The 11911-nt window shown below is 62.3% G+C and carries 11 protein-coding genes; 5 read left to right on the top strand and 6 right to left on the bottom strand.

The features are described from left to right. Nucleotide 1: 1 nt before the first annotated feature. The 4 genes from C4J94_RS12150 to iolC form a co-directional block, all read right to left on the bottom strand. Nucleotides 2-817 carry a TIM barrel protein gene (locus C4J94_RS12150; protein ID WP_124386383.1) on the bottom strand — a complete coding sequence of 272 codons (816 nt, stop codon included), beginning with the start codon at nt 815-817 and terminating at the stop codon, nt 2-4. Between the two features lie 27 nt (nt 818-844). Beyond that, nucleotides 845-1633, bottom strand: coding sequence for a 5-deoxy-glucuronate isomerase (gene iolB, locus C4J94_RS12145; protein ID WP_124386382.1), 789 nt, complete (start codon nt 1631-1633; stop codon nt 845-847). A 2-nt stretch (nt 1634-1635) separates the two neighbouring features. Then, entirely contained in the window at nt 1636-2523 is an 888-nt protein-coding gene (gene iolE / locus C4J94_RS12140) for a myo-inosose-2 dehydratase (protein WP_124386381.1), read from the bottom strand. A gap of 83 nt (nt 2524-2606) precedes the next feature. Then, nucleotides 2607-4544 carry a 5-dehydro-2-deoxygluconokinase gene (iolC, locus tag C4J94_RS12135; protein WP_124386380.1) on the bottom strand — a complete coding sequence of 646 codons (1938 nt, stop codon included), beginning with the start codon at nt 4542-4544 and terminating at the stop codon, nt 2607-2609. Here iolC and C4J94_RS12130 point away from each other — a divergent pair. Next, nucleotides 4543-4746, top strand: a complete 204-nt coding sequence (locus tag C4J94_RS12130; RefSeq protein WP_124386379.1) for a hypothetical protein — start codon at nt 4543-4545, stop codon at nt 4744-4746. The genes iolC and C4J94_RS12130 overlap by 2 nt on opposite strands. An 82-nt stretch (nt 4747-4828) precedes the next feature. Continuing rightward, on the top strand, nt 4829-5737 hold the full coding sequence (locus C4J94_RS12125) for a MurR/RpiR family transcriptional regulator (RefSeq protein WP_124386378.1): 909 nt from the start codon (nt 4829-4831) through the stop codon (nt 5735-5737). 145 nt (nt 5738-5882) lie between these two features. Here the strand turns inward: C4J94_RS12125 and C4J94_RS12120 are convergent, their stop codons facing one another. Continuing rightward, nucleotides 5883-6788, bottom strand: coding sequence for a hypothetical protein (locus C4J94_RS12120; RefSeq protein ID WP_124386377.1), 906 nt, complete (start codon nt 6786-6788; stop codon nt 5883-5885). A 390-nt stretch (nt 6789-7178) separates the two neighbouring features. On the opposite strand from C4J94_RS12120, the gene C4J94_RS12115 reads away from it, so the two are divergent. Beyond that, the gene (locus tag C4J94_RS12115; protein ID WP_003219726.1) at nt 7179-7862 is read left to right on the top strand and encodes a response regulator transcription factor; all 684 of its coding nucleotides are present in this window, start codon (nt 7179-7181) and stop codon (nt 7860-7862) included. Then, complete coding sequence (locus C4J94_RS12110; protein WP_124386376.1) at nt 7840-9231, top strand: HAMP domain-containing sensor histidine kinase; 1392 nt, start codon at nt 7840-7842, stop codon at nt 9229-9231. Before C4J94_RS12115 ends, C4J94_RS12110 begins: the two co-directional genes overlap by 23 nt. Nucleotides 9232-9539: 308 nt before the next feature. Here C4J94_RS12110 and C4J94_RS12105 read toward each other — a convergent pair whose 3' ends face one another. Further along, nucleotides 9540-11141 (bottom strand): murein L,D-transpeptidase, encoded by a 1602-nt coding sequence (locus C4J94_RS12105; RefSeq protein ID WP_124386375.1) that lies wholly within the window; start codon nt 11139-11141, stop codon nt 9540-9542. A gap of 39 nt (nt 11142-11180) precedes the next feature. Between C4J94_RS12105 and C4J94_RS12100 the strand changes: the two genes are divergently transcribed. Next, nucleotides 11181-11909, top strand: coding sequence for a murein L,D-transpeptidase catalytic domain family protein (locus tag C4J94_RS12100; RefSeq protein ID WP_124386374.1), 729 nt, complete (start codon nt 11181-11183; stop codon nt 11907-11909). Nucleotides 11910-11911 lie beyond the last annotated feature (2 nt).

The following is an 11911-nucleotide window of genomic DNA, read 5'->3' as shown; positions in this document are numbered from 1 at the left end:
CTTAACGTTTTTGCAGGTGGGCGATGCTTGCCCCCAAGGCCTGCCGGATATCTGCCAACTCATGCACGCTGGTCGCAAACGGTTCGAACGACAGGTAGCCGCGGTAGCCGCTGCTGAGCAAGGTGTCGATCTGCGCGGCATTGCCGAGAATATCGCCCTCGCCCACCAGGACGCGGTGGCCGTCGCGGATCGAGTTGAGCGGCGCCTCGCTCTCTTCCACGCCGGAGATATGCACCAGCCCGGTCAGCTCAGGAAAGAACTCGTGCTCGCTGGCCAGGTGGTGATGGAAGGTGTCGTGCACCACGCGGAACACATCCAGGCCGCCGATGAACTGGATCGCGTCCACAGCCACGCGCTTGCGGCGCAGGGCGCTGACTTCGAAGCCCAGGGGTTCGACAAAACCAAGAATCCCGTACTCACGCAGGATCGGCGCCAGTTCGCTCAGGGCGGTGCGCAAGCCGGCGGCGCGCTGGGCCTCGTTGCGCGTATCGCCCGGCTCGTTGAACGGGCACATCACCAGGCCCTGGGCGCCACATTCGCGGGCATAGGTGGCCAGTGTGATCGCCTGGGCACGGCGTTCGTCGTTCCAGACGTCAAAGGGGTACAGCGCGTTGATCGACAGCACCGTGATGCCGTGCACCGCGCACAGCTCGCGCACGCGGCTGGCAGGTGTGCCGTATTCGATCTGGCGGTCCTTGAGGTCATTGCGGATCTCGATGGCGTCGCACTTGAGCGACGCGGCCAACTGGATAAAGTCCGGCAGGGACAGGTTGGGCGCGACCATGCGGTTAAGGGCGAAACGTAGCGGCGACTTCATTATTGTTGTTCTCCCGTGCAATACCGTTCAGAGGTCCAGCAGCCAACTGTGCTGCGGGTCGTTATGGAAATGCCAGGCGCGCTTGGGCCCGGCCATCACGTTCAGGTAATAAGACTCGTAGCCGTACGGTACGCTGACCGGGTGATAGCCCTTGGGCACCACCACGAGGTCACTGTTTTCCACGGCCATGGCCTGGTCGATACTGCGGTCGTCGGTGTACACCCGCTGGAACACGAAGCCCTGGGGCGGGTTGACCTGGTGGTAATAGGTCTCTTCCAGAAAGCTCTGGTGCGGCAAGTCATCAAGGTCGTGCTTGTGCGGCGGGTAGCTCGACGAATGCCCGGACGGCGTGCGCACCTCCACCACCAGCAGCGAATGCGCCGGCTCGCTGTCGGGCAGGATGTCGCACACGTAGCGGGTGTTGGCGCCTTTACCGCGCACGCTGCGCTTGCATTGTTCGGGGCGGATCAGGCGCGGTTCGTAACCCGGCGCACCGGGCGCGGCACACACCGCAATCTGCACGTCGCTCAAGGCCGTGACTTGCGCCGTGGTGCCGGGCGGCAGGTAGGCGGCAAACGGCGATTTGTCTTCGAACACCGACTGGCGATCCCCCAGGTTCTGCCAGTCGAAGCCCTCGCCTTCGATGTTCACCCGGCCACTGAGCAGCACCAGGCACAGTTCCTTGTCGCCGGCGCTGACCGGCAGGGTCTCGCCCAGGCTCAGGCGGTAAGCGGAAAAACCCACGTATTCCAGGCGCCCTGCTTCCAGGGCGACCATGGTTTGCCCGCGTGTATTGCTCTTGACCAGCAAGCTCATGGTTAAGTCCTCTCGTTGAGCAGCGCACGCAAGGTGTCATAGCCCTTCTTCGCATAAACATAACTGGGCGCCACGGCCGGGTCCTGCTCGGCCTCGACCACCAGCCAGCCCTCATAATTGGCGGCCACCAGCACATCGAGCAGCTCGGCAAAATCGATGTCGCCATCGCCGGGTACGGTGAAGGTGCCGTTGACGATGCAGTCAGGAAAGCTCCACATCTGGTTGCGCGCCAGTTGCACCACAGGCTTGCGCACGTCCTTGAAATGCACGTGGCAGATGCGCCCGATGTGTTTGCGCAGCACCTCAAGGGGTTCGCCGCCGCCCATGTAGCAGTGGCCCGAGTCGAACAACAGGCCGACTTCCGGGCCGGTGCGTTTCATCAGTTGGTCGATATCCTCGGGGGACTCGACATAGGCGCCCATGTGGTGGTGGTAGGCCAGGCGTACGCCCTGGGACAGGGTGAAACGCGCCAGCTCAGTGAGTTTGTCGGCATACGCCTGCCACGCCTGCTCGCTGTGAAAGCGTGGGCGTTCGATCAAACGGATGCGCGAACCCTGGATCGAATCGGCGACTTCGCCGTACACCAGCACGGTTGCGCCGTTCTGCTTGAGCAACTCGACGTGGCCGGCGATGGCGTCGATTTCTTCGGCCACCGAACGACGCGCCAGGCGGCTGGAATACCAGCCGGAGACCAGCGCCAGATCGTAGGGCCGCAGCACGTCGCCGACGCCTTTGGCGTCCTTGGGGAATTTGCCGTTGAGTTCAAAACCTTCGTAGCCGATCTCCTTGCCTTCGCTCAAGGCCGTACTCAGCGGCGTTTCACCGCCCAGGGCCGGCAGGTCGTCGTTGCTCCAGGAGATCGGGTTGATGCCAATTCGGATTGCGGGCATGGCTGCACCTTTATTGTTTTCAACTAACACTGAAAATCTGCTTTATGTGGGAGGGGCTTGCCCCCTCCCACATTTGATCTGATTTAATTTCGGGCGCTGCGCCAGGCGGTAATAAGCTGTTCGAAGGTGGCCTGGACGCGCTGGATTAGGGTCTCATCATCAATCTCCCCCGCCATCCACGCGCGGCTCGGTTCCTGGAAGATCGTGCGGCCTACGGCAAACCCTCGGCACGTCGTACTCTGGCTGGCTTGCTGGAAACCGTCCGCGAGGCATTCGGCCGACGCATTCAACCCCAACAGCACCACGCCGCGGCAGTACGGATCGCGCTCCTGGATCAGTTCGTCGAGCTTTTTCCAGTCCTCGGCCGATTGCGCCTCGATCTTCCACCAGGCCGGGTAGATGCCCAGGTTGTACAGGCGCTTGAGGCTGCGGTAGAGCACGTCCGGGTGGGTTGAGGGGTGATCCTTGGGCGGGATCACTTCCAGCAGCAGTTCGTGGCCGCTGACGATCGAGGCCTCGTACACCGCCTTGAGTTGCGCTTCCTGTTCCAGGCGCAGCAGCGGTTCGTCATCGGGATGAAATTGCACCAGGCACTTGATGATCTGTTCCTGAGGCCAAGCGATCAGGTTGCTGCCGATCGAGCGACCGTGTTCGAACGCCAACGGCCGCGCGTTCTGTACTTCCACCGGGCGGGCGATCCACCAGCCGCGGCCGCTGGCCGCATTGAGCGCGTCCTGACCGAAGCGCTGGTCGGCGAGCAGGCCGACGTCGGCTTCTACGCCTTGATCAGCCAGTTTCTTCTCGACGCGTTCGATGGCCTGGATAAACAATTGTTTGGCATCACTGATGCGCGCCAAGTCCTGGCCACCTTTCTGCGCCAGGTCCACCAATTGCCAGCGATGGTCGAAGGCGAACACGAACAGCTGCTTCCAGGTTTTGCGCGGCACGCTGACGCGGTGCAGGCGTTGCAGGGTTGCGTCCTGGTCCGGCCGGGTGATCGGTACCGGGCTGCTGAACAGGTACTCCAACTCGGCGGGTGTCGGCATGGCCGGTGCGCAGGCGTGACGCGACACCACCAGGCCGCCGCAGGCATTGGCCAACTGGCTGCAGCGTTCATCAGTGGCGTCATTGAGCCAACCACTGAGAAAGCCCGACATAAAGGCATCGCCGGCGCCCAGCACATTGAGCACTTCCACGAGCACGCCGGGGTAGATCGCACCGTCTTCCAGGCGCTGTGGAATGGCGCCGTGGATCACCGTGCAGCCTTGCGGGCCGAGCTTGACTACCAGGGTCGCCGGGGTCAGTTCGCGCACGGTACGCAACGCGCCGAGCAGGTCTTCACTGCCACCGGCGATCAAGAACTCTTCTTCGGTGCCGACGATCAGGTCGAAACGCGGCAGGATCTTCTGCACATGCTGGCTGACGTTCTGGTCGGCAACGAAGCGGGTTTCGCCGTCCGCCTTGCCGGCCAGGCCCCATAGTACGGGGCGGTAATCGATGTCGAGCACGCGTTTGACGTTGTGCCTGGCGGCGTAATCCAGCGCCTGGAGGCTGGCCTTGTACACGCCATCGGTGGAGAAATGGGTGCCGGTGATCAGCAGCGCTTTACTGGAAGCAATGAAAGCTTCGCTGATGTCCTCGGCGCGCAAGGCCATGTCGGCGCAGTTTTCGCGGTAGAACACCAGGGGGAAGGTTTCGCGGTCCTTGAGGCCGAGCAGCACCAGGGCGGTGAGGCGCTCCGAGTCAACCTTGATCGCGCTGACGTCGCAGCCTTCACGGGCCAGGGATTCCACGAGAAAGCGGCCCATGTGGTCGTCGCCCACACGGCTGAGCATCGCCGACTTGAGCCCCAGCCGCGCGGTGCCGAAGGCGATATTGGCGGAGGAACCGCCGAGGTATTTGGCAAAGCTGGACACGTCCTCAAGCCGCGCGCCTACTTGCTGCGCATAGAGGTCGACGCCCAGGCGCCCGAGGCAAATCAGATCCAATTGACGCCCACTGGCAAAACGAGTCTGGCCCATGCTGGCTCCTGTTATTTTTATCAGCCTGCGCTGTGCCGCCATGACGACGGCAAACGCTCTTGGTGGGAGCAGACTAGAACGTCCGGCGGCGGCAATCAATATTTATTCCATAATTATTTTTAGTGGAATATTTTTTCCAATAAGCCGTCATAATGTTGCGGCAGCCGGCGTGCATCGTTTCAGCAGCCCACGCGGGCCGTGATGCCGAGGTATTTTTTTGCGCCTACCCTGTAGACTTGCGCCACCCATCAGCGCACCAGACGAACACGCCAGAAGGATTGCCCATGTCCCGCACCGATCCCGAGACCAACCTGGAAGATACAATCGCCAGCCCTCCGATCAATGCCGAACGCCTGTTGCAGCTGATCACCGACGAATACGAAAGCCTGCCGCGCCAACTCAAGCGCATCGCCAGTTACATGAGCCAGCAGAGCGACCGCATCATGGTCGACCGTATCAGCGATATCGCCCGGGAATGCGAAGTGCACCCTTCGGCCATCGTGCGCTTCTCCCAGCGTTTCGGCTTCAGCGGGTTCAGTGAGATGCAGGCGCTGTTTCGCGAGGCGTATACCCACAAGACCACGCCGGTGCAGAACTACCAGCAGCGCATCCGCAGCATGATCGCCAATAAGTCGCAAAAGGCCAGCGGCGGCGACCTGGCGCGCGAGTGCGTCAACGCGACGTTGTCCGGCATTGAGCGCCTGGGCATGGAGCTCGACGACGTGGCCTTCGACAAGGCCGTGGACCTGGTAGTGAATGCCGACAATATCTACGTGGTCGGCGTACGCCGCTCGTTCGCGGTGGCCGACTACCTGGTGTACAACCTGCAGCACACCAACAAGCGCATTCACCTGATCTCCGGCCTGGGCGGCAGCTACCGCGAACAGATGCGCAGCGTGCGCGCCAATGACTTGGTGATCGCCATCAGCTTCACGCCCTACGGCAAAGAGACCCAACACTGCCTGCGCATCGCCCAGCATCACCAGGCTAAAACGCTGATCATCACCGACAGTAACTTGTCGCCGTTGGCCAAGCGGGCCAACGCGGTGTTGTTGGTCAATGAGGGGTCGTCGTTTGCCTTCCGCTCGTTGAGCGCGACCTTGTGCCTGTGCCAGGCGTTGTTCATTGCGGTGGCGTATCGGTTGGAGCTGAAGGTGGATGAGATTCACGAGCAGGTTGGGTTTGACGACTGAAACAAATGTGGGAGGGGGCTTGCCCCCTCCCACAAGAGACCGAGCTGGCTCGGGTTTAGTGCATGAAGATCGCGATCAGGATGATCACCGGAATCGGCACGCCGAGGAACCACAGCAGTAATGAGCGCATGATGTTCTCCTTGAATTAACGAACGTAGTTTTCGGTTTCGACGTACACCACGGCATCCCGGCGGCGACCGCCGAAGGTGGCGGCGAAGCTGGCGAAGAACGCACCGATCAGCAGCGCAACGAAGGTCCACAGCGAGGTGTAGGCAGCCACTTTTGCAGCCGTGTCAGCGGCTTGCTTGGCTTTGACTTTGGCGTCTTCGATGGCTTTGCGGGCATCGCCATACACCTTGTCGATACGTGCTTCGGCATCGGCCTGGCTGAGGTTGGTGCGCTGGCTGATCAACTGGGCCAGGTAGGTACGGTCTTCCGGCGCCAGTTGGCCATCATTGCTCAGGGTACGGGCAAAAATGCGGCCGACCACGGCATGGGCGGCGTCATCGCTGACGGCTGCCGGGCGGTCGTCGCGGAACAGGCTGTCGACGTAGTAACCGAAATCACCACTGTGAGCGCCCTTTGCTGCGCTGCCGGCAGCTTGGCTCATGCTGCTGGCGGCGCCCGAGGCAACGCTGGCGCCGGCTTTCACGCCGCCGCTGACCACGCTGCTGACCGAACCGACCACCAGCATCGCCGTGATCAGTGTCGCCACGGCCCAGGCCAGGAAGCCGTGGGCGGTATCGCGAAAGTACACCTCGTCGCCATGCATATTGGCCCACTTCACACGCAACCTGCCGGCGATGTAGCCGCCCAGGCCAGACGCGACGATTTGGGTAAAGGCCAGCCAGACAATCGTGGAAATGCCAAGCCCCTTGGCGCTCATGCCGCTGTCAGCCCAGGGCGACACCGCCGAAAAACCCAGGCCAAAGCCCAGCAGCACCAGGATCAGGGACAACGCCGCCGCCGCAGCGGCACCGGCAAAAATCGCCCCCCAGGAAACCCCGGAGAGCGCGCTCGACTCTTGCAGCGTGGATGAGGATGTGATCATTGTTGTTTTGCTCCAGGCATGAAAAATAGTGTTACAAGTCTCAAAAAGGACAGTGCAGGCAGCGTGCCAGCGCAGACTCAAAATAAAATTCTTATATTTCAGCAACTTAACTAAATTGAACTTCGTGAAGTCATGCAAGTTGCAAGAATTGCCTGTAGGGAGCGGGCGTTATGCATTCCTTGTGGGAGGGGGCTTGCCCCCGATAGCGGTGTATCAGGTAAGCATTCACAGAATGAGCCACCTATATCGGGAGCAAGCCCCCTCCCACACTGAATTGGGCAAGGCTTGGAAGTACCGGTTTTGCCAAATGAAGTTTTATTTAGGAAACATTCAGCAACTTCTTGGCAAAATGCCTCCCACTTCTAGTGTGAACGCTCACCAGGTAATCCTATGACCCGCATTTTGACCATCGAGGATGACGCCGTAACGGCTCGCGAGATCGTCGCCGAGCTGAGTAGCCATGGACTGGACGTAGACTGGGTGGACAATGGCCGCGAAGGCCTGGTCCGTGCCGTGAGTGGTGATTACGATCTGATCACCCTCGACCGCATGCTGCCCGAACTGGATGGCCTGGCCATCGTCACCACGCTGCGGACCATCGGGGTGTCGACGCCGATCCTGATGATCAGCGCCCTCTCCGACGTCGATGAACGTGTACGTGGCCTGCGCGCCGGCGGCGATGACTACCTGACCAAACCCTTCGCGTCCGACGAAATGGCCGCCCGCGTCGAAGTGCTGTTGCGGCGTAAAAGCACGGTCAAGGAATTCGAAACCGCGCTACGCGTGGCCGACCTCGAATTGAACCTGATCAGCCGCGAAGCCAGCCGCGCCGAGCAGCCGTTGAGCCTGCTGCCCACCGAGTACAAGCTGCTGGAATTCCTGATGCGCAACACCGGGCAGATCCTGTCGCGGATGATGATCTTCGAGGAAGTCTGGGGTTATCACTTCGACCCCGGCACCAACCTGATCGACGTGCACATCGGTCGCCTACGCAAGAAAATCGACCCGCCGGGCCTCACGCCGCTGATTCGCACGGTACGAGGCTCGGGATATGTCATTGCTGAACCCCTCTAAGGGCTGGCGCTCTTCCAGCAGCCGGTTGCTGGCGCTGTACAGTTCGCTGTTCGTGGCCTGGAGCTGCATCCTCATGGGGGTGCTGTATTACGAAGTGTCGGGCTATCTGAGCGACCTGTCGCGCCATTCGCTGATGCAGCGCCAGCATCTGTTCCAGCATTTCGACGGCGAAGAGCTGGTGGACGCGCTGACCACCAGCATGACCTTCGACATGAAGGGCGTGGATGCCTATGGCCTGTTCGATGAGCAATTCCGTCCCTTGAGCGGGCCGATCCGTGCGGTGCCGCCCGACCTGCCCCTGGATGGCAAGATCCACGCCCTGGCCAACTGCGTCGACTCCGACGACCCGAAACTGCCCAAGGACAGCTGCGACGCCGTGGCCACCCACACCGAAGACGGCCGCTGGCTGGTGCTGGTGCGCGCCAACGGTTCGCTGTTCGGCGTGACCCGGATCATCTGGCATGCCCTGCTGTGGGCACTGTCGCTGACCATCATCCCCGGCGCCGCTGGCTGGCACTTGCTGCGCCGGCGTCCGCTGCGACGCATTCGCAAGATCCAGGCGAGCGCCGAAGCCATCGTCGCCGGCGACCTGACCCACCGCCTGCCGCTGTCCGACCGGCGCGATGAACTGGACATGCTGGCGGCCATCGTCAACGCCATGCTCGACCGCATCGAGAAGCTGATGAACGAGGTCAAGGGCGTGTGCGACAACATCGCCCACGATCTGCGCACGCCACTGACGCGCCTGCGGGCGCAGCTTTACCGCATCAAGCAACAAGCGGAGGAGGACTCGGCGCACGCCGTGAAGCTGGATGACGCGATTGCCGAAACCGATACCCTGATGGCACGCTTTCGCGGTTTGCTGCGCATTTCCGAACTGGAAGACCACCAGCGTCGCTCGGGCTTTTTGTTGATGGACCCACTGCCGCTGCTGCGCGAACTGCACGACTTCTACCTGCCCCTGGCGGAAGAAGGCGAGCTGGAACTGCTGCTGCAGACGCCGGATTCACTGCCCTGGATTACCGGCGACCGCGCCCTGTTGTTCGAGGCCCTGGCCAACCTGCTCAGCAACTCGATCAAGTTCACCCCGCCCGAGGGCAAAGTGATCCTGCGCGCGGTCAATGACCTGGGAAGCACACGCATCGAAGTGCTCGACTCGGGGCCGGGCATTCCGGCAGCCGAACGCGCTTCGGTATTCCAGCGCTTTTATCGGGTCGATGAAAGTGATCAGCAAGGCGGGTTCGGCCTGGGCCTGTCGATTGTGGCGGCGATCATCAACCTGCACGGCTTCAGGCTGGACGTCGGCACCAGCGAACTGGGCGGCGCACGCCTGGCGCTGGAATGCCGCCAGCAATTGATGCCGGAATAAATCCAGTCAAGAGCACACCAATCCACTGTGGGAGGGGGCTTGCCCCCGATGAGGGTGTGTCAGCGGATACATGCTTGACTGACACTCCGCCATCGGGGGCAAGCCCCCTCCCATACTTGCCCGTGGGTGGGCCCCCGACCCTGCTTGCACAGCTGCAACTAGAGCCGGAAAAAACCCTGTGAAGACACGCCGATCCAATGTGGGAGGGGGCTTGCCCCCGATGAGGGGGGGTCAGCGGGTACATGCTTGACTGACACGCCGCCATCGGGGGCAAGCCCCCTCCCACATGGGTATCGGGCCATTCAGTTCTACAGCACAGTACCCATCGCCTTGATCAGTACCGGGTCGCGGGCATAGATATCCGGCGCATACACCAGGCTGCCCTGGCGATCCACTTCCACTGTCCAGTACCCCAGCAGCACCGGTACCGGCGTGGCCAGCCTGAACTCATGGGTCATACCGGTCGCCAGCAACTCATCGGTGCGCGTGCGTTCAGCCGGGCTCACCAGCAGGTCGCGCAACAGCAGCGGCTGTTCGACCCTCACGCATCCCGAACTGAACGCCCGCGGCCCCTTGGTAAACAGCGGCTGGCTCGGCGTGTCATGCAGGTACACCGAATACGGGTTGGGAAAGCGCATCACGATCTTGCCCAGCGGGTTACGCGGCCCCGCCTCCTGACGCAGCAGGATATTGCCGGGGCGCGCCCAGTCGACCTGATCCGGTGTCAGCGGGTGGCCTGCGGCGTCGAGCACTTGCAGGTTCTGCTGGCGCAGGTACTCGGGGTTGAGACGAATGGCCGGCAGCTTGTCCTCGCGCATGATGGTGGGCGGGATGGTCCAGGTCGGGTTGAGGGTCAACCGCGTGATACGCGACTTGAGCAGCGGCGTCTGGCGCTCGGCGCGGCCTACTTGCAGGCGGGTTTGCCATACCGGGATGCCGCTCTGATACACGCTCAGTTGCGCGGCCGCGACGTTGACCACCACGCCTTCGGGCTCCAGGTCCTGGGCCAGCCAGCGAAACCGCTCCAGGTTGATGCGCAACTGGTCGCGGCGCATCGCCGGGCTGATATTGAGTTCGGCCACGGTGCCGGTGCCGATCACACCGTCGGACTGCAACGAGTGGCTGAGCTGGAACGCCTTGACCGCAGCGACCAGTTCGGGGCGGTACTGCTTGCCGCTGCCCTTGGGTTCGACGGCGAGGTAACCGCCGCTGTGGAGCCGACGCGCCAATTGCGGCACCCGTGGGTCTTCCATGCCGGGACGCAACAGCGGCCCGTCACCGACCGCTTCCCATTGCGGCAGCGGCTGCTGGCGCACGCTGGAATAGGCATTACGCAGGCTGCGATACAAATCCGCGCTGGGGCGCGCCTGATCGAACGCCAGGGCCATGTCGCGCAAGCCGGTGGCGGCAAAGGCCAGCACGACCGTGTTGGGATCGACGGCAGGCGGCTGGGAGTGCCAGAGCGGTTCGAAGCGCGATTGCTGCAGGCGCCCGTAGTGCAAATCCTGCAGGGCTTGCAGGTACTGCTGACTGACCGCGATATCGCTGCACAGCACGTTGGCCCTGGCATCCAGCGAAGGCAAGCTATAGTGGGTGGGATCGAGACCGTCGTCGGCCAGCATCAGCAACTGGCTGTGCAAGGCTTGCCGACGCTCATCTTCCGACCACAACGGCGTGTCGCCCTGCTGCTGGTAAAAGGCTTGCAGACGCGCCTGTGCGGCCGCATCGATACGCGGCGCGAGTTGGGGACAGACGCTGGGCAACTGCGCCAGCGCCTGTTGCAGCGGCGCCAGATCCACCGGGGCTGGCGTTGTGACCGGCAATGGCTCCACCGGCAGCGCTTCGGCTGTGGCGACCAATGGTGTAACGAGCAGGCAAATGCTCAAGTAACATGCGTGTTTTTTGAACAATTGACTTAGCTCCACTCCACAGCGGGGACTCGACTGTAGATGCTGACTTTTATGCGCCGGCTCGGCCTGACCAAACTGGGCTTGATCACCGGGAGCCTGGCGTTACTGAGCAATGTTGCGCTCGCCGCCAACGGCCCCCTTCCTTCTTTGTATAGCAGCCTGGCGCGCTCGGCTCCAGAACTCAATCCCATCGTTCTCAAAAGTGCCCTGAGCGCGGTGCAGTGCGCCGTCAGTAATGGCGAGGAACGCTCCGATCGCCTGGCGGTGATTGACTACTCCCAGCCCTCGACCGCCCGTCGGCTGTGGATTTTCGATTTGCGCAAAAAGACCCTGGTCCTGCGCGACCTGGTGGCCCACGGCGCCAAGTCGGGCGAAAACTTCGCCACCCAGTTTTCCAATCTCGAGGGCAGCCACCAGTCCAGCCTGGGCCTGTTCCGCACCCAGGAAAGCTACCTCGGCACCCACGGCTACTCGCTGCGCATGGACGGCCTGGAGCCTGGCTTCAATGACCAGGCCCGCGACCGCGCCATCGTGATTCACGCCGCCGACTACGTCAGCCCGCTATGGAGCAAGCGCGAAGGCCGTATCGGCCGCAGCCAGGGCTGCCCGGCGGTGCGCCCGCAAGTCGCCCGCCAAGTGGTGGACAAGCTCAAGGATGGGCAGTTCATGTTCTCGTGGTACCCCGACCAGCGCTGGTTGAAGTCTTCGGCGTATCTGAACTGCAAACCCCAACAGGTGGCGAGTAGTCGTACAATCCGTGGCGGATAGCC

This window comes from Pseudomonas sp. R5-89-07 (genome assembly GCF_003851685.1).
Lineage (GTDB): Bacteria > Pseudomonadota > Gammaproteobacteria > Pseudomonadales > Pseudomonadaceae > Aquipseudomonas.
This window is presented reverse-complemented; position numbering and strand designations above follow the sequence as displayed.